General features: G+C 50.4%; 21 protein-coding genes. 11 read left to right on the top strand and 10 right to left on the bottom strand.

Annotated features, from left to right (window positions below; translation table 11 throughout):
- Nucleotides 1–26: 26 nt before the first annotated feature.
- From F3F96_RS08280 to F3F96_RS08265, 4 genes are all read left to right on the top strand, one after another.
- The gene (locus F3F96_RS08280) at nucleotides 27–1532 is read left to right on the top strand and encodes an SPOR domain-containing protein (protein ID WP_176962796.1); all 1506 of its coding nucleotides are present in this window, start codon (nucleotides 27–29) and stop codon (nucleotides 1530–1532) included.
- 182 nt (nucleotides 1533–1714) lie between these two features.
- The gene (locus F3F96_RS08275) at nucleotides 1715–3868 is read left to right on the top strand and encodes a diguanylate cyclase domain-containing protein (RefSeq protein ID WP_176962795.1); all 2154 of its coding nucleotides are present in this window, start codon (nucleotides 1715–1717) and stop codon (nucleotides 3866–3868) included.
- A 144-nt stretch (nucleotides 3869–4012) separates the two neighbouring features.
- A complete protein-coding gene (locus F3F96_RS08270; protein ID WP_176962794.1) occupies nucleotides 4013–4921 on the top strand; it encodes a hypothetical protein in 909 nt (302 codons plus the stop codon).
- 80 nt (nucleotides 4922–5001) lie between these two features.
- A complete protein-coding gene (locus tag F3F96_RS08265) occupies nucleotides 5002–6177 on the top strand; it encodes a diguanylate cyclase (RefSeq protein WP_176962793.1) in 1176 nt (391 codons plus the stop codon).
- Nucleotides 6178–6203: 26 nt separating this feature from the next.
- On the opposite strand, the gene purT is transcribed toward F3F96_RS08265, so the two are convergent.
- The 3 genes from purT to F3F96_RS08250 form a co-directional block, all read right to left on the bottom strand.
- Entirely contained in the window at nucleotides 6204–7391 is a 1188-nt protein-coding gene (gene purT / locus F3F96_RS08260) for a formate-dependent phosphoribosylglycinamide formyltransferase (protein ID WP_176962792.1), read from the bottom strand.
- 72 nt (nucleotides 7392–7463) lie between these two features.
- Nucleotides 7464–7907 (bottom strand): DUF1499 domain-containing protein, encoded by a 444-nt coding sequence (locus F3F96_RS08255; protein WP_176962791.1) that lies wholly within the window; start codon nucleotides 7905–7907, stop codon nucleotides 7464–7466.
- 23 nt (nucleotides 7908–7930) lie between these two features.
- Nucleotides 7931–8272, bottom strand: a complete 342-nt coding sequence (locus F3F96_RS08250) for a hypothetical protein (protein ID WP_176962790.1) — start codon at nucleotides 8270–8272, stop codon at nucleotides 7931–7933.
- 100 nt (nucleotides 8273–8372) lie between these two features.
- Between F3F96_RS08250 and F3F96_RS08245 the strand changes: the two genes are divergently transcribed.
- On the top strand, nucleotides 8373–8972 hold the full coding sequence (locus F3F96_RS08245) for an SH3 domain-containing protein (protein WP_176962789.1): 600 nt from the start codon (nucleotides 8373–8375) through the stop codon (nucleotides 8970–8972).
- A 47-nt stretch (nucleotides 8973–9019) separates the two neighbouring features.
- On the opposite strand, the gene F3F96_RS08240 is transcribed toward F3F96_RS08245, so the two are convergent.
- A complete protein-coding gene (locus tag F3F96_RS08240) occupies nucleotides 9020–9232 on the bottom strand; it encodes an RNA-binding S4 domain-containing protein (protein ID WP_176962788.1) in 213 nt (70 codons plus the stop codon).
- 218 nt (nucleotides 9233–9450) lie between these two features.
- On the opposite strand from F3F96_RS08240, the gene F3F96_RS08235 reads away from it, so the two are divergent.
- Complete coding sequence (locus F3F96_RS08235; RefSeq protein WP_176962787.1) at nucleotides 9451–10227, top strand: hypothetical protein; 777 nt, start codon at nucleotides 9451–9453, stop codon at nucleotides 10225–10227.
- Nucleotides 10228–10233: 6 nt separating this feature from the next.
- Here F3F96_RS08235 and F3F96_RS08230 read toward each other — a convergent pair whose 3' ends face one another.
- The gene (locus F3F96_RS08230) at nucleotides 10234–10650 is read right to left on the bottom strand and encodes a hypothetical protein (protein ID WP_176962786.1); all 417 of its coding nucleotides are present in this window, start codon (nucleotides 10648–10650) and stop codon (nucleotides 10234–10236) included.
- A gap of 125 nt (nucleotides 10651–10775) precedes the next feature.
- Nucleotides 10776–11096, bottom strand: a complete 321-nt coding sequence (locus tag F3F96_RS08225; protein ID WP_176962785.1) for a (2Fe-2S) ferredoxin domain-containing protein — start codon at nucleotides 11094–11096, stop codon at nucleotides 10776–10778.
- Nucleotides 11097–11219: 123 nt separating this feature from the next.
- On the opposite strand from F3F96_RS08225, the gene F3F96_RS08220 reads away from it, so the two are divergent.
- The 3 genes from F3F96_RS08220 to pflA all read left to right on the top strand — a co-directional run bounded on the left by F3F96_RS08220 (nucleotide 11220) and on the right by pflA (nucleotide 16645).
- Entirely contained in the window at nucleotides 11220–12881 is a 1662-nt protein-coding gene (locus F3F96_RS08220; RefSeq protein WP_176962784.1) for an RluA family pseudouridine synthase, read from the top strand.
- A 650-nt stretch (nucleotides 12882–13531) separates the two neighbouring features.
- Nucleotides 13532–15784, top strand: a complete 2253-nt coding sequence (gene pflB / locus F3F96_RS08215) for a formate C-acetyltransferase (protein WP_370465525.1) — start codon at nucleotides 13532–13534, stop codon at nucleotides 15782–15784.
- 66 nt (nucleotides 15785–15850) lie between these two features.
- A complete protein-coding gene (pflA, locus tag F3F96_RS08210; RefSeq protein ID WP_176962782.1) occupies nucleotides 15851–16645 on the top strand; it encodes a pyruvate formate-lyase-activating protein in 795 nt (264 codons plus the stop codon).
- Nucleotides 16646–16748: 103 nt separating this feature from the next.
- Here the strand turns inward: pflA and F3F96_RS08205 are convergent, their stop codons facing one another.
- The 3 genes from F3F96_RS08205 to F3F96_RS08195 form a co-directional block, all read right to left on the bottom strand.
- On the bottom strand, nucleotides 16749–16892 hold the full coding sequence (locus F3F96_RS08205; protein ID WP_176962781.1) for a hypothetical protein: 144 nt from the start codon (nucleotides 16890–16892) through the stop codon (nucleotides 16749–16751).
- A gap of 102 nt (nucleotides 16893–16994) precedes the next feature.
- A complete protein-coding gene (locus F3F96_RS08200) occupies nucleotides 16995–17663 on the bottom strand; it encodes a DNA-3-methyladenine glycosylase I (RefSeq protein ID WP_176962780.1) in 669 nt (222 codons plus the stop codon).
- A 14-nt stretch (nucleotides 17664–17677) separates the two neighbouring features.
- A complete protein-coding gene (locus F3F96_RS08195) occupies nucleotides 17678–18958 on the bottom strand; it encodes a M18 family aminopeptidase (protein WP_176962779.1) in 1281 nt (426 codons plus the stop codon).
- A 194-nt stretch (nucleotides 18959–19152) separates the two neighbouring features.
- Between F3F96_RS08195 and nhaB the strand changes: the two genes are divergently transcribed.
- Nucleotides 19153–20676 carry a sodium/proton antiporter gene (nhaB, locus tag F3F96_RS08190; RefSeq protein ID WP_176962778.1) on the top strand — a complete coding sequence of 508 codons (1524 nt, stop codon included), beginning with the start codon at nucleotides 19153–19155 and terminating at the stop codon, nucleotides 20674–20676.
- 76 nt (nucleotides 20677–20752) lie between these two features.
- Nucleotides 20753–21928, top strand: a complete 1176-nt coding sequence (locus F3F96_RS08185; protein ID WP_176962777.1) for a methyltransferase — start codon at nucleotides 20753–20755, stop codon at nucleotides 21926–21928.
- Between the two features lie 191 nt (nucleotides 21929–22119).
- Here the strand turns inward: F3F96_RS08185 and F3F96_RS08180 are convergent, their stop codons facing one another.
- Nucleotides 22120–22830 (bottom strand): cyclic nucleotide-binding domain-containing protein, encoded by a 711-nt coding sequence (locus F3F96_RS08180; protein ID WP_176962776.1) that lies wholly within the window; start codon nucleotides 22828–22830, stop codon nucleotides 22120–22122.
- Between the last annotated feature and the right edge of the window lie 175 nt (nucleotides 22831–23005).

Raw genomic sequence — 23005 nt, 5'->3', positions numbered from 1 at the left:
ACCCTTATCCATTGCCTGGAGGTAACATGGCCGATCAATCAGATGATAGACGACACAATGATCCGGAAGATGAATCCATTATTCCGGCTGATGAGTTGTATGATCTGGACATTTCACTCGATGATCCTGAAGAGCCTGTTGTAAATGATCTTGCTGACCTGGAAGAGCTTGACGAACTCGACGACCTTGATGAATTAGACGAGCTCGATGATCTCGACCTTGATGATCTTCTTGAAGATAAGGTGGATACTCAAAGCGAATCTGAACCGGTAGAGGGCCTGCCTGAAGAAGAGACACCTGTAGAGGAGGCTCCTGCAGAGGAGGCTCCTGCAGAGGAGACACCTGTAGAAGAGACACCTGTAGAAGAGACACCTGTAGAGGAGACACCTGCAGAGGAGACACCTGCAGAGGAGACACCTGCAGAGGAGACACCTGCAGAGGAGACACCTGCAGAGGAACCGACTGCTGTTGAGGAAAGTGATCCGGAAGATGCACTGGCTGCTGTGTTTGACCGCCGCAATCGTGATGAGGAGAGAGATGAACTGGATCTGCCCGCCTCATCATTCGATGATAACGAGGTCTCTGATTTCCTTGACGAGGATCTTGAGGATCTTGATATCTCACTGCAGGAGCTCGATGAGGCTCCACGAATTATCCGCTCTCCCGATGAACTGGATGAATTGGATGAACATGACAATTTCGATGATCTGAAGCGCGAACCGGCATCCGGTTACAGCGCATACAGCAGTGGGACCAATTCAGCAGAACCGGAGCCAAACATGCCCGACAGTAACACTGCTACAGCAGCAGAAACCAAAAAAGGTTTCAGCCTTAACATGGCCGATAGTATCTCCATGAGCATGGGGCTGGTGGCGCTGCTGATTGCAGCAGTTGCAGTATGGCTGGCACTGGATAGTTCAGGTTCGGTCACGGCGCTGCAGTCTGAACCGAAAAAGATTGAAAAACGTATATCCAACATGGAACAGCAACAAGCTGAGGCTATTACCGGCTTAACGCAGCAGGTTGAAACACTGCAGCAACAGCTCAATGATCTGACCCAGGTCATTGCCAGTAAAAGCACCCAGCAGTGGCAAAAGGGATTGGAGCAAAGTGAAGTGAAACCAGCCACCTCTACTACGCCTCAAACTGACTCTGCCGTTGCTCAGCCTACCTCTGGAGAAGTGATTAAAGCCGAAGAGGTCGTTAAACCTGAACCTGTCAAAAAAGCAGTGGTGAAAGCCAAACCGAAACCAGTAGTCAAGAAACTAGCCACGTACGAAGTTGATCTGAAAGCGATCAAAGGGTGGACGGTAAATCTGCAGTCCCTGAGCAGAGAGCAATCTGCCATCAACGAAGTGAAATACCTGCGCGAAAAGGATATTAAAGCTGAGTATGGGCGATTCTCAAGCAAAGGGCGCACCTGGTTCCGTGTTCTGGTACAAGGCTTTGAGCAGGAGCACGAGGCCATTGCCTACAAAAAATTCCTCAAAGGTTTCCACAATATCGATGCATGGCATCACAAAATGCCGTAAGGAGAAGTGATTATGAATATCCAGCATAGAGCGCTGCTCTATCGATTGACATTTTCGCCTCTTATTTTTGGATTATTTAGCGGCAACATCACTGTCGAGATGAAACCCGCAGTGATAATCGGCCATTAATTGCCTATTTGTATGTGTAATCCATACAGATCGACACTCAAGATTGTCCTGTTATGACCGATAATAGAGTACGGGAAGAACAAAAGCAGACCATCAGGGAGCGGGCTCTGAACAAGAGTGGATCCAACACCAACAGAATCAGCTGGTTGAACCGGCTGAACAGTCGATTCCAGCTGACACTGATTGTGGTGCTACTGGTCAGCTTTGCTGCCAGTCAGTATCTGCTATTCAGCAAGCAGCAGGTATCGATCTATCAGGAGGAGGTGGAACGCGCCTCATTCATGGCCGATGGCCTCTCTCGCAGCTTGCAGACCCTGATGCTCTCCGGTAACGCCTCTTACGCAGTCGACTGGCTTGATCGCATCTCAAATAGTCCGGAACTACTCTCTGTGCAGGTGATTCGTAAAGATCAGAGTGAAGCCTTTCTAGATGGTAAAACACTGGATGCCGTGAACCGGCATCTGGAGAGTGAACTGTTCACTCGCCCACTGCACGCCTCCCGGCAGGTCACTGATATCGATGCCGATTCATTTGCCAAAGCCAAAGATGGCGAACAGCTGAGTAACCTTGATGAGAGTAACGGAACCCTTACATTCCTGCTACCGATCAAATCCGGTGACGAGTGCCAGAGCTGCCACGGCTATGACCCATCGAATGTCCGGGGTGTTTTACGCATCACCACATCTGTAGCCCATGCTCAGCAGCGCATAGAGCAGGCACAACACGACATGATATTTTACGGACTATCAGTCGCCTTTATCATCGGCCTGTTGTTATCCCTCTTTATCCGCCGTCAGATTCTCACTCCACTTGAAAAACTGAGTGAAGCAGCTTCCGGCATTGCTGATGGTGATCTTGAAACCAGAGTTGATATGCAGAGTAAAACTGAGATCGGCAGACTCGGCGAATCTTTCAACCATATGACGGATGCTTTGAAAAGCTCTACGGTGTCGCGTGAATACTTTGAAACCATTATGGAATCTATGGGTGAGATGCTTTTCGTTACCGATATGGAACAGCATATCGAGTTCGCTAATCCAACCGTACTGACCACGCTCGGTTATGAGATGGAAGAGCTTCAAGGTAAAACATTAAATTCTCTCATTAAAGGTGGCATGGAACTGACAAAGGATGAGGCTGAACAGCTGGCCAAGGTCGGTAAAGTCAAGAGTGTTGAATATGAATTTCTGAATAAATCCGGCCAGAAAGTCTCTGTTATGGTTACCATCACCACGATGCAACACGGCGATGATGAGAACTACCTGATCGTACTCGCAGGTCGCGATATTACCCAGCAGAAAATGGCTGAAAAAGAGCTGCGTCTTGCGGCTAAGGTGATGGAAAATGATTCCAGTGCCATCCTGATCTGTGATGAGAATGCCAATATCGTACTGGTTAATCCCGCCTTCTGTGAGATCACTGGCTATAGTAAGGAAGAGGTGATCGGCAAAAATCCGCGTATTCTCTCCTCAGGAAAACAACCGCCGGAATTTTACAAAAATATGTGGAACTCGCTGCACAACGATGGCATGTGGTCAGGTGAAATATGGAACCGCCGCAAAACTGGTGGCATCTATCCTGAAAGACTCTCCATTACAGTCGTACGCAATGAAGAGGGTGAGATTACCAATTTCGTCAGCCTGTTTACCGATATTACCGAGCAGAAAGATATCGAACAGCGCCTGTCGCACCTGGCTCACCACGACTCATTGACCGGACTACCGAACCGAACCCTGTTCACTGACCGGCTGGAGCATGCACTGGCGCATGCCTGCCGCGACAAGCACAAGGTTGGACTGATGTTTATCGATATCGACGGCTTCAAAAGCATCAACGACAACCATGGCCATGATGTCGGTGATGCCCTTCTCTGCGCCATTGCTGATGCACTGAGCGAACTGGTTCGCGATGCTGATACCGTGGCACGGGTTGGCGGTGATGAGTTCGTTATTATTCTGGAAAATCTAAACCGATTCGACGATATGATCCTGGTGGCCGATAAGATACTTAAATGTTTCAGCACCCCCACTATGGCTGCCGACATCGCATGCGATGTTGGTTGTAGTGTCGGCATTGCATCGGGTCCGGATGACAGTAGCAGTGCTGATGAGCTGGTTAAAATGGCCGACACAGCGATGTATCTGGCCAAAACTTCGGGCAAGCAGCAGTACCGCATCTATAGCCGTGACTGTGTAAAACCTGAATAAGCATTGAGGGGTCTAAGCCTCTCGAATAGTTACCGGATTACCCCATCTATTAATTCCTTACAGACAATGCCATTGAAACTCAGATGCAACAGCGTCACCCTTCGAACTTAAGAAAAAGGAACAGGTACCGAAGGAGGCTCTCTCATGAGCAGTTTAAATCAGCAGTGGCAACAGCAGGTGGTAAGCTGGGAGTACTCATCAGCAGCTACACCCGATCTGAATGATGTGCCGATCCAGCCGTTTCCGGCATCGCTGCATGAGCAGGGCGAAACCCGGGTCATTGCGCTGGATCTCTCCAAAGCGCTTGAGACCCCCTACCTGGCAACTGCCCCCAACCTGCTGGCCAGTTACATTCGCATCTGTGCCAATGAGAAGATTGCCACATCAATAGCCGCAACCTCCGAGGTCTACTTTGTCTTGCGCGGTGCAGGTCGCACTGAAACTGCAGAAGGTACGATTAACTGGAAACAGGGCGATGCCTTCACCTTGCCCTACAATGAGGGTGTCACCCACTACGCTGATGAGGATAGTGCCCTCTACTGGAGCCACGATGCACCACTGCTGCAGTATCTGGGTGTAACACCGACCAGGCAGATGTTCAAACCCGCTTTTTACAGCAAGGCTTATATGTGTGATGCGGTTGAAAAGCTGCGTGAACCTGCGCTGCGCGAAAAACGTAATCGCATCGGCATCATCCTCGGCAATAACGACTGCACCAAAACCAAAACCATGACCCACACCATGTGGTCACTGTTCAACCTCTTGCCTGCCGGGGAAGTACAAAAACCGCATCGTCATCAGTCGGTCGCGCTGGATCTGGCGGTCTTTTCCGGGCCTGACACCTACACCCTGATCGGCAAAGAGGTGGATGCGAATGGTGATATCATTAACCCTGTAAAAGCGATGTGGGCGACCAACACCGTCTTTGTCACCCCACCGGGCTGGTGGCACTCCCATCACAACGGATCGGATCAGGATGCCTTTGTCTTCCCGGTTCAGGATGCAGGCCTGCACACCTATATGCGCACGCTTGATATCCAGTTTATTCGGTAAAAATAAAAAAGATTCTGACTCTCTGCCTGTTCAGGCTCAGCTGCATTTAGCCATGGCACTGCATATGCTAACATATTGGCATGCACAGCAACCGACTTAACCTTCGCTTCAAACTGATCGCGCTATCGCTGCTTGGGCTGATTGGTATGATCATTACCTTGGGACTGTTCTACTCCAACATCAGTAGTGCACTGTATGAGGAGCGCAAGCATGAGGCGCGCCGACTGATTGAGGCGGCCACAGGGGGACTGCAATATTTCCATCAGCTGGAGCAGTCAGGAGCCATGAGCCAAAGTGAGGCAAAGCGCCAGGCAACCAAAGCCATTGCCATGCTTCGCTATGGAAAAAACGGCTACTTTTGGATCAACGACATGGACGGCATCATGATTATGCATCCGTTCCAGTCCGGCCTCAACGGCACTAACCTTCTCAATACATCTGACAATCAGGGCATTTATCTGTTTCGCGAATTCGTTCAAAAGGCAGAGCGCGGTGGCGGCTGGGTTAAATATAACTGGCCCAAACCAGGCGATGCCGAGCAGTGGTATAGCAAGGTATCCTATGCTTCACCCTTCCTGCCATGGCGTTGGATACTCGGAACTGGCCTCTATCTTGATGACATAAACGAGGAGATTAACCAAACAACGTTGAATCTGGGCATCATCATCTTTTCCATATACGCGGTGATGCTTATCGTCACGCTGCTGGTTGCCAATCGGTTTATGCTGCAGCTTGGGGAACTGGCCATCAGGGATCCTCTCACCTCCATGTTTACCCGTCGTCATTTCATGGAACTGGCTCCGATGTTTATCTCCGGCCATGACCGTAGTCCGCAGGATTGTCTTGCTGCAATCTTCTTTGATATCGATCACTTTAAACATGTCAACGACAGCTACGGACATGACACCGGTGATGTCGTTCTAAAAGCTGTTGGCAACACGATTGCAAAGATGACGCGCGATTCAGACATGGCGATCCGCTATGGCGGAGAAGAGTTTGTGGTTATCGCTCTGAGTAACAGACTGGATGAGGCTGTTGAAATGGCTGAGCGCATTCGTTCTGCATGTGCAGCTCTGAGCTTTCATCACAACAGGGATACATTCACCATTACCATCAGTGCCGGTCTGGCAGAAAGAGCACTGCATGAATCAATGGAGAACCTTATCTCACGGGCTGACCAGCAACTTTATCTCGCCAAAGAGAACGGACGCGACAGGCTGTGCATCTCGCAAGCAGAAAAGCCTGAGTCAGTTTAACTCCAGGATCAGGCATCCTCTCTTGTTCAAAGTGAAATCGTGATGCTGCCCGCTGCCATCACTGCTTTCTGACGTGCCTCTTCAACAGTGGTACCACGTGCAAGCGCAACTGCCATGCGGCGTTTGCCGTGCACTTCAGGTTTACCAAACAGACGAATCTGCGTGTCAGGGGCTCTCAAGGCCTGCTCAAGCCCGCCAAAGCTAACCTGGGTGGAATCGCCTTCCACCACAACAGGACAGGAGGCTGCGGGGCCGTGCTGATGAATATTGGGGACAGGTAATCCGAGAATCGCACGCGCGTGCAGCGCAAATTCTGAGATATCCTGAGAGATCAAAGTGACCAGACCGGTATCGTGCGGTCGCGGTGAGACTTCACTGAAGATCGCTTTGTCACCTTTGATGAAAAGCTCTACACCGAACAGGCCATAACCACCCAAAGCATTGGTGACTTCCGTAGCAATATGTTGAGATGCTTGAAGTGCGGCACTGCTCATGGCCTGTGGCTGCCACGATTCGCGATAATCGCCATCAACCTGTAGATGGCCGATAGGCAGGCAGAAAGATGTGCCATCGCGATGGCGAACAGTGAGCAGAGTAATTTCATAATCGAAATCGACGAAACCTTCGACAATTACCTTGCCTTTGCCTGCCCTGCCGCCCTCCTGCGCATACTCCCACGCCTTCTGAATGTCAGCCGCTTCACGGATCACCGACTGGCCTTTACCCGATGAGCTCATGATCGGTTTAACAACACATGGCGCACCGATGGCTTCAACCGCCGCCTCAAACTCTTCCTGTGTTGCTGCAAATTGATAGGGTGATGTTGCCAGCCCCAATGTTTCTGCCGCCAGACGGCGGATACCTTCACGGTTCATGGTTAGCTGCGTAGCGCGAGCAGTCGGGATCACGTTAAAACCCTCACCCTCAAGCTCCGCCAGTGTGTCGGTAGCAATCGCTTCCACTTCCGGCACGATCAGATTCGGTTTCTCTGTTTCGATCAGAGTCCGCAGGGCAACGCCATCAAGCATACTCACGACATGAGAGCGATGCGCCACCTGCATGGCAGGTGCATCGGCATAACTGTCCACAGCAATCACTTCGACACCGAGCCGCTGCAATTCGATAGCGACCTCTTTACCCAGCTCGCCTGAGCCGAGCAGCATCACTTTTGTTGCTGATGGAGATAGTGGTGTGCCGATCTGAATCTGTGCCATGAAAACCTCCCGGATAAGACGGAAGCGTAGCTTATCGTTTTGCAGGCAAGAATCTACCGTGTGGTAGCAGGGTTATTGAGTGAGTTGAGTGACCCGCTTGCGATTCACACCAAAATCAGAGCGCCCTACCCGTGAAGCAGAGCGGATATGAATCAGACCACCTGCCTGATCAAGGCGCAGCTCTACATCATCAATATAGCGGAAAACAGGTGTGGTGAAGGTGGCATGCAGATAGGAATCACTCTCCTGCTGAATCATACCACCCTGCTCAAGGATGATACTTCTCATCTGCGACCAATCTCTATCGCCAAGCTTAATCGGCGCAATAGCATGCTGTTCACTGTTCTGAGTATGGACTTCGCTGCAGACACAGTTGGGTGAAGCCGGGCATGGGCGCAGAAGCCCGTTCTGCAGAGCAATATTTTCAGGTGTTTTGTGCGACTGCATCGCCATCACGATAAAAGCGGCCAACCCCAGCAGCAACAAAACTGCGACAACGATCAGTAACCATTTCACTGTTATATCACTCCCCTGCCACTCTATTTTCCATTCACCATATTCACATACTGCTGCATGGCTGAGCGGTAATGTTTGATATTTTTCTCGGAGATTCTACCCATCCGGCTTAAGCGCTCAGCGAGTTCATCGATATCGCGGTCAGAACCAAGGATTTTTGCATCAATATTAATACCCAGATGTTTGGAAACACTGTGTAACGATGCGAGGTAAGATTTCAGTGATGCAGCCTGCTTATCACCGCCATCTCTGATGTAACCTTCAAATTCAGACTGATATTTAATCACGCGCCACTCCATAGATGCATCGTTCTGCTCAACTCTCAGCAGAGAGAAGCGCCCATTCCATACTGATTTCAGATGCATGCAAACTTTATCATGGCTATGGATGTGAGAAGAGAAGCAGGTCCAGCGATAGTGTGATCAACCGCACAGTTTTATCACCTCTGACAGGCAAAGTACGCCCATGCGACCTTTAACCGTTATCCCCCTGCTGCTTGCCTCACTCTGGTTACACGGATGTGTAGCCCTTACCGCCGCTTCAGTGGTGCCAGGTGCACTGATTGAGGTGGTATCCAGCGAATTCAAGGGTGAAGAGGTGTGCATGACGCATCACATCACTCCTACCCTTGCAGCCGTTCAAGCAAGTCTGCGCAGCATGAAGCTGGATGTGGATGTGCTGGAGATTGACGAAAACGGCTACACCATCGCTTTCGGCAGTGAAAACCTTCATGGCACCATTATGCTGGAAGAGATGACACCCAAGCTGACCACATTCTATATTAAAGCGCGTGGCAGTATGCGTGAGGCTTCGGTTGAACGTGCCATTATTGATTCAGTGCGGGCAAATCTAAAAAGTAAAAGAGCCAAAAAACGGTTCCAGTTCGCCGGTTATCACAACCTCAGGGCCAAACCGAACATCAAAACTGCAAGGCTTGGCTGGTACCGTCCCGATGCGGAGCTAAAAACCCATCGCAATGGAAAATCTGAGTGGGTAAGTCTGAAGCTGCCATCAGGTAAAGTTGCCTACCTCAAACGTGACATCATCACCGTGGCAAGCAACTAAAAAGCATCCCGGCTTGCCCTGCTGAGCATATCGCTACGCTTGAGTGCTTAATCAAGTCGAATGCAGATCTCTTCGTTGCCAAACTCAACAACATCACCTGTAACAATCTTCTTTCTTTTCCGGGTCTCTATCTCACCATTGACCAGAACCAGACCCTCAGAGATCACCCGGTTAGCTTCGCCACCACTGGCAACCAGGGCTTCAAACTTCAACAGCTTATTGAGCTCAATCGGCTCTTTTGAAATAGTAACTTCTCTCATCTGATTCACACCCTGTATCGATATTCAAGACCCGTTCTGCTACTGCAATTAAAAACAACAATATACCGGAAAGAGTTCGGGGCTCAGGCTGAACCGAGCGCTGCTGTTTTGAAAGCTTTAGCGATTTTATTGCAAGAGTTGTCCTCTAATGTTCTACTCGACAAATCCCATAGATAAAACAGGGTGTTACAGCAGGTTAGCGAGATAGTGGAGAGCAGATGATTGAAAAAATAAAAGCGTGGTTCATCAGGAGAAATCCAATTTTCACCAGCCACCTGCAACGCAATGGCCTGCTCCGCTTAGTGCCCCCGGCGCTTGCCATGTATGCCATGATTCCCGTCTACATCTTTTTCCATATCATCTGCATCAAGCTGCTCTATAACCTGATCATCTGCCCACTGTTGAAGATCGAGCCGATAGCGTTGAAGCACTACATTGTAATCGATCGCCACCTGCTTCCCGGTCTTTCATATACCGCCAAATTTCACTGTGCCTATTGTGGTTATGCCAATGGCCTCAGCGTCGCAACTTCGGTGCTGTTAACGCGCATCTCCTTAGAAGCGACAGCGCCTGGAAACGCAGTTGTCAGGCTCTTTGCCAAGCTGATCTACCTTCTCACCTCAAGCCTTTCGATTCTCGCGCAATCGCTGGTCACACTCTCCTTTGATTATGTGATGGCACCTCTGCTCGGACTGCATCGTCTCTCCATGCAGCAGGCATCTGAGAAAATGAAGAGTAATGGTTTTGCAGATGATTTCAGGGTTTTTGGAAGCTTGGGCCGCAGATTCCTGCGCTTTGAATACAACACCTCATTGCGTCATGCCAACTCACTGGAGCAGATTGAATCACAGTGGTGCCCGATCAAACATATAGACAAACCGGGAGCCATTTATCCGGAGCACCACAAATTTTTTATTGAGCGCTGCGAGTTGTGCAAACTGAGAAAGGTGCTCTGTAGTGAGGGAACAGTTTCGACCAGAAAACCAACCTGGTAAGGGTGATCAGTGCAGCTTTTCCGGTACAGGGCTGTTGCCATGTACAAAGGCACTATTTTTATAGGGCATGGCAGTGGACTCCAGATAGGTGCAGATCACTTCACCGTGAGCCTTGAGAATCTCAACCTGCCCTTCAAACTGGGATAGTGGATAGAAAATCCTGATCTGCTGTTGCGCAGCATCATAGGCCGGTTCAACAATCCTTTTGTCACCATCAGGGAAGAAAGAGATCAGAGCCGATCTGGCTGTAAAGGCATCTCCGGCAGGCAGGCCAAACATCGCAATTGATGCTGAAGCAGCATCGACATCCCCTTCATCACAACGCCATTCACTGCCACTATCAACCTGTATATTTGCCGCCCGCAGTGACTCCATCCTGTGAATTCGCTCTTCAACTGTATGGTTTGCGTCCCTTGACGCCATGACTTCACTTATCATATCAATTCCTTTTCTCCATTTAAGAACTGAATGATAAGAGCTGATTGCGGCATTTTGATGACAAGAGCGAGTGCGGCACTTCTGCCGCGTTAAGATATAAAACTGGCTGTTCAGTCAGACTGTTGCGAAAAGGCCTCAATCTGCTGCAGCACCCCATCCAGATTATCTGGGTCAATCTCGCAGATAAAACCTCCACCGGGTGATAGTTTTACTACTGGTCCCTTCTCACAGTAACCCAGACAGGGGAAACGACTCACCTTGATGTTCCAGCCTCTGGCAGCAATCTCTGTTTCCAGCTTTTCAGCCAGAGCTTCACCACCACCACTGCCACTACAGGATGGCTGATTTGGACTGGCACGATGATTGGTGCAGACGACCAGCTGCTTCAGACAGGAAGTTTGCGGCCCATTGTTCTCTCCATCTCTATCCATATTGCATAATCCCCATGAAAAACAGAGAGCGTATATGAAACCGATGATCTGGTGAATGTCCTGAAGCCCGATGAATCAGTATAGTGTCGCCGATTGCAACAAACAGAGGTCTCTTCTCATAACATGATGGTCACAAAAAGCGATAAACTGGTCACCTGGTTCCCCACGCCTCCCGATGCAGATGAGATCCCCGATGTCATGCCCTCTCCTTTTGCCAATCTACCCCACCCGCTGGCCAGAGCTGCTTGTGAGATGCTGATGCAGAAGCTCTCCGGTGATCAGCACGGACTGCGTGATTTCTCACACCACGGTAAGATGTTCGGCGTGCTGGTGGTCAAAGCAGATGATGGGCGCATCGGTTTTTTGAGTGGTTTCTCCGGCATGATCAACAGCCTGTGGCAGCTGCCGGGATTTGTGCCACAACTCTTTGAGCTGGCAGAACATGAGAGTTATCTCAATGCCGGCAATGATCAACTGGCCGAGTTGACCCGGCAAATCGATCTACTGAAAAGCAGCGAGCAGCGAGCAAATCTGATGCAGGAGATCGCGTCTCTTCAGCAACAGCGTGATCTGGCTCTGGCTGCACTGAAACAGCGCCACAGAGAGGCCAAAGCTGAGCGCAAACAGCAGCGGTTGAAGCTTCTTGCAGCCGGTGATGCTGATGCGCAGCAAACACAAATGCGAGCACTGGCGCTGGCCAGTCAGCATCATAAACGCGAATTCACCAATGCCACTCTCGCCTGGCAGGAAAAACTACAGATCTTACAGCAGCAGCTCGATGAGATTGAGCAGCAGATAAAAGAGATCAAAGCGCAGCGCACCGAAAAGTCACGTCAACTGCACAACATACTGTTTGCCACCTACCGGCTGAGCAACTTTGCCGGCGAGACGCAGCCCATCACCGACTTCTTTGATGGCATGCCACCGGCAGGGTCAGGCGATTGTGCCGGCCCTAAACTGGTTCACTATGCCCGTAAGCATCAACTGCAGCCGATAGCACTGGGTGAATTCTGGTGGGGTGCTTCACCCTCTGCCGGCATCCGACACCATGCCCACTTTTATCCCGCCTGCCGGGGAAAATGCCGTAAGATACTACCGTTTATGTTACGTGGTCTGGCGGTGGAAGCGGAACCCGATTTCGCTGAGCATATCGATGCATCTGAACCGAGAATTGTCTATGAAGATGAGAGTCTGCTGGTGATCAATAAACCCTCCGGTCTGATGTCGGCACCGGGCAAACTGGTTCAGGACTCTGTTTATACCCGCCTGATGCAACGCTATCCGGACAATCCGGAACTGCGACTGGTGCACCGACTGGATATGGCCACTTCAGGGCTACTGCTTGTGGCGAAAAATCTGCTGGCCAACAAATTTCTGCAGCGCCAATTCATACAACGCAGTGTGGAAAAACGCTATGAGGCGATTTTATCAAGAAAGCTATCGCCAGATCAGCTTGAGGGTGAGATCGATCTGCCGCTAATCGTTGATCTTGATGACACGCCACGTCAGATGGTCAGCCTTGAATACGGAAAAGCCGCTAAAACCCGCTGGCAGGTTTTAGGTTTTGAGGGTGAAACCACCCGCGTCTGGTTCTATCCTTTAACAGGGCGTACCCATCAACTGCGCATACACGCCTCACACAAGGATGGTCTGAATGCGGCGATTGTCGGTGATGCGCTCTATGGGCGCTCAGGTGATCGACTGATGCTGCACGCCCAACGCCTGTGCTTTAACCATCCACTCACCCGTGAACGGCTGCAGTTTGAAGTGCCTGCCCCCTTCTAAATGTGCAGACAACAACAGATAACCTGAACAGTCATCACCGGACAGAACGGCACTCCTGCCTCACAAAGAGGCACAACTGCACGATAATTCAGCAGCATCACGATACGCATCATGAAAAATTTGTTGCCACTACTGCCTGCAGCTCTTTTCAGCAGAGTGGAACAGAGCTTGCTGAATAGTTACAGACTTCTATCCCCCCCTCGTAGTAGGAGTTGCTTACAGGCGATGCTACCGGCTCGCCTGTAAGCTCAGGAGGGTGCTGGCTGCAAGGAGGTTGATGCCATGGCTAAACAGAGAGGAGTCCCATCTTCCCACCCAGAATTTTTATATGATTTAGATGTTGTGCATTGTGCCCATGAATATAGAATGCGTTTCAAATTACTATATGCTCCAAAAAGAGAGTAACAAAATGTCTTCCGCGCATACATGCCGTCAACTTGTTAAGATCAGTCATAGCATCAGAATCTCATCTCTACGCCCTGCAAGGGCGCTGGTTGAAGCCTTTTTTCTGGAGTCCTGTCCAGTTCAATCCTGATTGGCACAGCGGAGCCTGATAGCTCACTATTTTCAGTTAACACCCATCAAAGCGGCTCGTCCGCAACACTTGGCTGCCGATGGCAGTTGAACCGACCCAAAACAGAGGAATCATTGTGAATTCACCAGAAACAACTTCAACCCTGCAAGCATGGAACAACTTTAAGGGTAGTGAATGGAAAGAGCGGATCGATCTGCGCGACTTCATTCAGCAGAACTACGCTCCCTATGAGGGCGACGAGAGCTTTCTCGCCCCTGCCACAGCGCGTACCAGCCAACTATGGGTGGAGACCTCAAAGCTGATTGAAGAGGAGCGTATCAAGGGTGTGCTGGATGTATCCAGTGATATCGGCTCATCCATCACAGCCCACAGGCCGGGTTATATCAACAAAGCGGTGGAGTTGATTGTTGGCTTGCAGACCGATGCGCCACTAAAACGCGCCATCATTCCCAACGGCGGCCTGCGCATGGTCGAGGCCGGTCTTCAGGCCTACGGTTATGAGCTTGATGCAGCCGTAAAAGAGGCCTTCAGCCGCTACCGTAAAGATCACAATCAGGGTGTGTTTGATGTCTATAGCCCTGACATCCTCGCCTGCCGTCGTTCCGGCATTATCACAGGCCTGCCTGATGCTTATGGCCGTGGTCGCATCGTTGGTGACTATCGTCGCGTCGCCCTCTATGGCGTCGATTTCCTGATCACCGAGAAGAGACGTGAAAAGGCTGAACTCAATGATCTGCAGTTCAGTGAAGAGGTACTGCGCAGCCGCGAAGAGATCTCTGAACAGATCAGGGCGCTGGATGAACTCAAACAGATGGCTGCCAGTTACGGTTTTGATATTGGCGTTGCCGCGACCACAGCACAGGAAGCGGTGCAGTGGACCTACTTCGGTTATCTGGCTGCGATCAAGGAGCAGAACGGGGCGGCGATGTCGATTGGTCGCATCTCCACCTTCCTGGATATCTATATCCAGCGTGATATCGATGCCGGGCTTCTTGATGAGTCATCGGCACAGGAGCTGATTGATGATCTGGTGATCAAGCTGCGTATCGTGCGTTTCCTGCGCACACCTGAGTATGATCAGCTCTTCTCCGGTGACCCTGCCTGGGTGACTGAAACCATCGGTGGTATGGGTGAAGATGGTCGCACTCTGGTCACTAAAAATAGCTTCCGCTTCCTGCATACCCTCTACAACCTCGGCCCGGCCCCGGAGCCGAATCTCACTGTGCTCTGGTCGAATGCGATGCCCAAAGGATTTAAGGATTTCTGCTCCCGTGTCTCCATTGAGACCAGTGCTATCCAGTATGAATCGGATGATCTGATGCGCCAGCATTGGGGGGATGATTATGCCATCGCCTGCTGTGTATCGGCCATGCGTATCGGCAAGCAGATGCAGTTCTTCGGCGCACGCTGCAATCTGGCAAAAACCATGCTCTATGCGATCAATGGCGGTGTGGATGAGAAGAGCGGCGTTAAGGTTGTCGATGGTTTTGAGCCGATCACCGCCGACTACCTCGACTATGATGAGGTCGTTGCGAAATTTGAGAAGATGATGGACTGGCTTGCCACGACCTATATCAAAGCGCTAAACGCCATCCACTACATGCATGATAAATACCATTATGAGCGCATTGAGATGGCGCTGCATGATCGCGATATTCTGCGCACCATGGCCTGCGGCATTGCCGGACTCTCTGTGGCTGCCGACTCACTTTCAGCCATTAAATTCGCCAGGGTGCGTGTCATCCGCGATGAACAGGGTATCGCCAAGGATTTCGATATTGAAGGTGATTTCCCTGCTTATGGCAACAATGATGACCGCGTCGATGAGATCGCTGTCTGGCTGGTTGAAACCTTTATGGAGAAGATCCGTAAACACAAAACCTACCGCGACAGCGTACCAACCCAATCGGTACTGACCATCACCTCCAATGTGGTTTACGGTATGAAGACCGGCAATACACCTGATGGTCGCCGTGCCGGTGAACCCTTTGCACCCGGTGCCAACGCCATGAACGGGCGTGACAGCAAAGGATTTATCGCCTCCGGAGCATCGGTAGCCAAACTGCCTTACGACGCAGCGCTCGACGGTATTTCATGGACAGCAACCTGCACAGAGGGTGCTCTGGGTCAGACTCTGGCTGATCGAGTGGGCAACCTGAGCAACTGTGTTGATGTCTTCTGTAATGCCAATGGTTTTCACGTCAATGTGAATGTACTGAATCGGGATACCCTGCTTGATGCGATGGAGCATCCTGAAAACTATCCTCAGCTCACCCTGCGTGTCTCCGGTTATGCGGTGAACTTCATCAAACTGACCAGAGAGCAGCAGCTGGACGTCATTAACCGAACCTTCCACCTGCACTTTTAATCTATAAGCTGCGCTGCCTTGCCACTATGGCAAGGCAGCAATGATTGATAGGACAGACTCACAGAGATGGATCAAAACAACACGGTTAATCCCCCGGGTTCTATTTCGCCCGCCTGTATCGATGAACAGGGCCGGCTTTCGGGATTTGTGCACTCCTTTGAGATGGGCAGTGCCGTTGATGGCCCGGGCATGCGCTTTGTGGTGTTTGTTTCCGGCTGCCAGTTCCGCTGCCTCTACTGCCATAATCCTGATACCATAAAAATGCATAACGGCACGCTGATGACCGTTGATCGCGTCATTGAAGAGATGGCCGAATTCGCCTCATTCCTCCGTTTTGCAGGTGGTTTAACGATCTCGGGTGGTGAACCGCTGATGCAGGCGGATTTTATCCGCGAGATCTTCTACCTCGCCAAACATGACTACAGCCTGCATACCGCACTCGACACCCAGGGCTTTCTTGCCGCTCATCTTGACGATGACTATTTCGATGATATCGATCTGGTACTGCTCGATATTAAACATATTGATGCAGCCAAATATCTGGCTTTGACCTCCAAACCGCTGCAGCCAACGCTCGATTTTGCCCGTCGCCTCTCGGCTATGGGTAAGAAGATGCGCATACGTTATGTGCTGGTACCGGGATATACCGATGATGTTGATGATGTTGAGAAGCTCGCTGAGTTCATTAGCACACTGAACGGCGTTGAACGCGTGGAGGTGCTGCCATTCCACAAAATGGGTGAGCAGAAATGGCAGGAGTTAGGATTCAAGTACCATCTGAAAGATGTTCAAACGCCTACCACTGAACTGTTGAAACGTGTCATTGATCAGTTCCGCAGCCATGGCCTGACAGCCTGCTAAGCAGTTATAATTTCCTCAGCCGTGAACGGTTGAAGTTTAAACTGTCAGCTTCGTTTCATGAAACAAGAGGCCGCCAATATTAGCGTCCTCTTTCACGCAATGATTATACCAGAGCGCTCAAATCAATCAGGATTTTAACAGAGAGTATCGCTGCAACAGCAAAACAGGTGATCGCCAGTCTCTTCTTGGTTGCATTGCTGAATATGATTTTAGGACTATCTTCAATGTGGGCAGTTGCTGTTGTCATGATTGGCCTCCTTTCATGCAAGAAGCCAGTTTGCAGTTCTCAAAAGAATAATCATGTAAGCCAGATCACGCATTTTCACATTGGCTCAAAGCGATAGTGGATTCAGCCTATCGAATAGGCAGCGATTTTACTCAAATGGGTATAGGAGAGCCCCGACTCTTCATGCCAACCATTAAAGGTCTGTTGAATAGCTGAAAGATCGCGTTTGGAGGTGGGGTTATCATGGATCTTCAGACCACTGTTCTGCAGGCAGCAGACCACATCCCGGGTCAGCACAAACGTATCCTTACCCACATTGCGCAAAAAACGCTGACCGCTATTGCCCCCAAGCCGGGAGCCCCGTTTTTTGAGCAGTGCAAAGAGGCCGATCAGATCAGCTTCTGGCCACTCGGCAATGAAGCCGGCAAAACTTCCGAACTCCAGTGCTATATCTTCAATAAACTGAGCATTGCCTCTGACTGAGCTGATTTTCTGGCCGTTGCGAACGATGCGAGTATCCTGTTTGATCGCTTCCCAATCCTCAGGCAGAAGCCCCAGAATCGTATTCACATCAAAACTGTGGAATACCGCTTCAAAACCAACCCACTTCTGATTGATTACCCGCCAGACAAAACCGGCCTGAAAAATGCAGCGGGTCATCTCGGCAAGAAAGCGGCTCTCATCCACTGCAGCAACTGATTCCGGTTTAACCACTGCAGGCAGAAGCAGTGCAAGCTCAGCGCTTCCCCCCTTTCGCTCAGCAGCACGCTGATAGATCGATTCGAACTGCACGGCTCAGACCCGCATCATTTAAAACTCTGTTTCAACACAGCGTAGAGATAACAGGCGTCCTGTCGTCCAGCCAGTTCACGAATCGAGTGCATGGCAAAGGTCGGTACTCCAACATCCACAGTGCGCACTCCCAGCTCTTTTGCAGTGGTCGGACCAATGGTACTGCCGCAGGCCATATCAGAGCGCACCACAAATGACTGCACCGGCACATCCGCCTGAGCAGCCCACTGCTTGAACATCGCAGCGGTTTCACTGTTGGTGGCATAACGCTGGTTGGCATTGGTTTTGATCACCGGTCCGGCATTAATCATCGGGCCATGATTGGCATCATGCCTGTCTGCAAAGTTAGGGTGAATAGCGTGGGCATTATCGACTGAGATCATCAGGCTGGAGGCCATCGTACGCACCAATGCCTCTTCACCGCCGCACAAACGATTCAGTACCGATTTGAGGAAGTTCCCCTGCGCACCAGCGGCTGAAACACTGCCGATCTCTTCATGATCACTGCAGATCAACAGCCTGTTTTGTGAGCCCTGCTGATCGATCAGTGCCATCAGACCGGTATAACAGCTAAGCAGATTATCGAGTCGGGCAGCGGCGATGAATTCATCGTTCAAGCCGATGACAGCAGGAGCCTGAAGATCATAAAAGCTCAACTCATAATCGAGTACTTTTGTCGCATTTACATCGCACGCCTTCACCTGCTCAAGCAGAAGATCACTGAAACAGATTTCATCAACCTCTTCTGCAGAGATCCTCATCAACACCGGTGGCAGGTCGGTCTGTTTGTTGATCTTACGATTCTCATTGGCTTCCCGATCCAGATGGATCGCCAGCGATGGAATCGTTGCGATAGCCTTCTGCCAATTAATCAACTGGTGAGCAATCTGACCCTTCTTATCGAGATAACTGACCCGTCCGGCCAGTGAGAGATCACGGTCGAACCACGGGTTAAGCAGTGCGCCGCCATAGACCTCAACACCGAGCTGCAGGTAACCCTTTTCGGTGATTTCAGGGTTGGGTTTCACCTTCAGGCATGGGCTGTCGGTATGAGCACCGACCATATTGATGCCATGTTCAACAAGTGGCTGGTTCAACCGGAATGCGATAATCGATGAATCGTTACGTGTGACAAAGCAGGCCTCTCCCACCTCTGCACTCCAGGCATCCTTTTCACGCAACTGTTTGAAACCGGCAGACTCCAGTATCACAACCATATTTTGCACTACATGAAACGGTGTGGGTGATGCTTTAATAAAATCCAGAAGACCATTCACAAAATCGTTTTGTTGCATCAGAACCCCACCAGCAGACTGTTTATTATTTGGCTCGATAGTAACGACTTCCAACGTGCAAGTGCAACGCTCTGCTTTCTGATTCATCTGCCCCTGCATGGTCATGGAAGCAATTTGTCACATCACTCAAATATCAGCCTGAAATTAATTATTTATGGTGTAGTATGCCGCAGCATTCGATATTGGAGAACCTCATGAGCAGCACCGACAGCGTAGCAACAGCCACCCCCTCTACTGTTTCCATCCCCCTGAAACTTTTCCTCGGCCGATCGCCACTCTGGTACAAACAGATCATTCTCTTCGCTCTGATACTCAACGTTGTGCTCTATTTTATCGCAGGCCCGCTGGTTACCTCATGGTTTATTCTGGTCGAATTTATCGGCACGCTGGCGATGGCGTTGAAATGTTTCCCTCTACAGCCGGGCGGCCTGTTTGCGATTCAGGCGCTGCTGTTGCAGCTGACTGACAGCCATACCGTTTATGAAGAGATCGAGCATGGTCTGCCGGTGATTCTTCTGGTGATCTTTATGGTTGCCGGTGTGCACTTTCTCAGAGATGTGCTGTTTCGCGCCATTAATCACGTGCTGCTGGGTATTCAATCACGTCTGATCGTTAATATGACCACGCTTGTGGTGGTTGCCATCCTCTCCGCATTTCTAGATGCCCTGACCATTCTTGCCATCCTTATCGCTATCGCCACCAGCTTTTATGATGTCTATGAATTTGCAGTTTCAAAGGTCGGTTACCATGAAGATCCCGATCCGAATGATGAATACATCGATGAGCTGTATCGTCAGGATCTGGATAATTTCCGCGCCTTCCTGCGCGGTCTGCTAATGCATGGTGCCATCGGCACTGCCATTGGTGGTGTCTGCACCCTCGTTGGAGAACCTGAGAACCTGGTCATTGGCAATGAAGCGGGCTGGGATTTCGTCACATTCCTGAGCATGGTTTCACCAGCCACTATCCCCACCCTGCTGGCTGGTATCCTCACCTGTCTGGTGGTCGAGAAGTTCGGCTGGTTCAATTATGGTGCTGAACTACCGGTCAATGTCCGCAAAATTCTTGCAGATGAGGACAAAAAACTGCGCGAATCAACCACCCCCAGCCAGCGTATGATCATGGTATTTCAAGCTATCGTTGGCCTGCTCATGGTGGTTGCCTTATCGATGCATCTGGCTGAGATCGGCCTGATCGGGCTCGGTGTGATTATCCTCGCCACCGCCATCACAGGCGTGACCGATGAGCATAAAATCGCCGAAGCCTTTATGCCGGGGCTGCCGTTTGCATCACTGCTGGTGATGTTCTATGTGATTGTGGCGATGATTCAGAGCCAGTTCATGTTCCATCCGATCATGCAGTGGGTGATGAGTCTGGACGGTAGTATTCAGGTCTTTATGGTCTTCCTTACCAACGGATTCCTCTCGGCGATCAGTGACAATGTCTTTGTTGCCACCATCTATATGGATCAGATCAGGGAGCTTCTCGATCAGGGGCTGATCACACGAGCTGCCTTTGAGGCGCAATCGGTAGCTGTGGTGATGGGCACCGGTATCCCCAGCATGTCCACCCCCAACGGTCAGGCTGCATTTTTGTTCCTGCTCACCTCCGCACTCGCCCCGAAAATCCGTCTCGGTTATGGCAGCATGGTCTACATGGCTCTGCCCTACTTCATCACCTGTACCGTGGTGGCAGGCACCATGATTCTGATATTGTAAACGCAGTTTGATCTGAAGCTGGCATCAGGTCATTGAACCCATGCAAAGTTCACGACTGCGATCTAAGATCTCTCGCATGTCCTATGACTCCCATCTGCAACAACTCGATGCACTACTTGTTGAAACTAAATCGCTCTGGCAGCCGGAGCCGTTTAAAACAGCTCGGCCGGAGTGGTGTGACCAATACCCTGAACTCACTCGGGCACTGCTGGCGCTGGATGAGGATTCAGTCAACTTGTATGGCTCGGATCATAGTGCACTGATAACATTTTTATCAGCTTATCTGCCTGCGCTTTCAGCCATTCCAACACTGATCGAATTGCCCGGCAATGAGCAGCGGCAACACGAGCTGATTGAACCACAGCTACATGCAGGCATTCCCGGCAGAAAGTGGTCCCAGATCAAATCACTTTACGCATGCATAGCCAATCCACAGCTAGCCATCACCGAATGGTGTGGGGGTAAAGGTTATCTCGGGCGTCTGCTATCCGGCAGATGGCAACAACCGGTCACAACACTTGAGTATAACCGGGATCTGGTGGATTCAGGCCGTAAACTTGCCGGGAAATATAACGTAGATCAGCAGTTCAAAGCTGTGGATGTGCTCAATGATCCGGTCAGTGATTATCTGAAGGACCACCACCCCATCGCACTGCATGCCTGTGGTGATCTGCATCGTGAGCTGGTCAAACAGATCATCGAGACAAAAACACCGAGCTTCACCATCGTACCGTGCTGTTATCATCTTGGCCGCGACAGAGAATACAGACCCTTCAGTTCCGGCTTGAAACTGCAGTTATCCAGAGAAGCGCTACGGCTGGCGGTGAATGAGACCGTCACTGCCAACAACAGGGAGATAGAGAAACGCAGCAGGGAGATGGCATATCAACTGGGTTTTCAGCAGCTGCGCGAAGCGATTTCCGGAAACGCTGATTACATCTCCTTCAATCCCGTCCCTAAAACATGGTTGAAAGAGAATTTTGCAAGCTACTGCAAAAAGCTGTGTGCCAGAGAAGGCGTGCCACTGCCCGCTAAAGTCGAATGGGAGCGGTGGCAGGTCAGAGGAGAGCAGCGCCGCTTTGAGGTCAAACGCCTGCAACTGCTTCGCCAATGTTTCAAACGTGCTTTAGAGCTCTGGTTGATCATGGATATGGTGGCACACTTTGAAGATCATGGTTACAGCGTGAATGTTTCTCTTTTTTGTGAAAGAACACTGACACCCCGAAACATAGTGATTGAAGGAAAACGTTAACTATCGTTTCGCCGACAACATTCACCAAATTCAGGAAAGGGTGAAGAGTAGATAAACTGTCACCTTTTTCCCCAAGGGCACGACTGTTTGGCTGTTTTGTCATTAAAAACAGGCTCAACTGCGTCTGGCTATGAATGAAACCGCCCCTCTGCCAATGCCGAAGGATCAGCAGAGGGCTTTGAGGAGATCTGTTAGATGAACTGCCTGATCAGGGGAGGCAGCTTCGACTCTTTTCTGTTGATGATGTGATCGATCAGTTTCGGTTGTTTGGTGGTTTTCTCATTGAGAACAGGAACAGCCGCGTCTGCAGTTGTTGCATCATGGGCATCGGCGAACTGACCGGATGTTTTGCGCAGATGCAGACTGATCGATTTCGAGAGGGTCTTCAAAAGTGAGATACCGGCACGGGGGCGCTCATCGAGAATATGATCAAAACTTTCACGGCTGAGTTTGAGCAGTGTACACGGGGTCCGGGCAATCACGGTGGCAGAGCGGGCATAGCTATCAAGCAGTGCCATCTCACCGATGCAGCGACCACGGGATAGCGTGGATACAGAGACCTTCTTACCGGTCTGTGACTGCTTGAATACTTCCAGAGTACCGGAGACAACAAAGCAGATGTAATCGCTGGCTTCACCTTCGGCAAACAGGCGCTGATTTTCATCCAGATGCTTGACCTGCATATGCGCGGCAATAACGCCGACCTGCACGCTGTCAATTTTATCAAACAGAGGAATCGCCCCGGTCATCTCAATAATCTCATTGATCGTATCTTTAGTCTGATTGAAAGGGCCGATCAGATGATCTGCTGCGATAGTTCTGGCCTGTTTCTGGCTCCTGCCAGCGATATTTGCCTGAGCTCTCTTATCTGCACCGCTTAACGCCTTAAAACCAAATTGCATAATATCTCCCTGCCAGTTTAAAAGTTTCTCTTAGCTTACTACCGCAAGTAATCGGCCAAAGACTCATTTGAAATAAATGCCTATAAAACCAATATGTTATGGCTTTTTCAGGGCGTGGTTTTTTCACTATAGGGAAAAACATTCCCTCTAAATGGGGATCTTTTTTCCAACGATC

It is taken from the genome of Mariprofundus sp. NF (genome assembly GCF_013387455.1).
GTDB lineage: Bacteria > Pseudomonadota > Zetaproteobacteria > Mariprofundales > Mariprofundaceae > Mariprofundus.
Note: the sequence above shows the minus strand (reverse complement) of the source record. Positions and strands in the feature narration are given on the sequence as shown.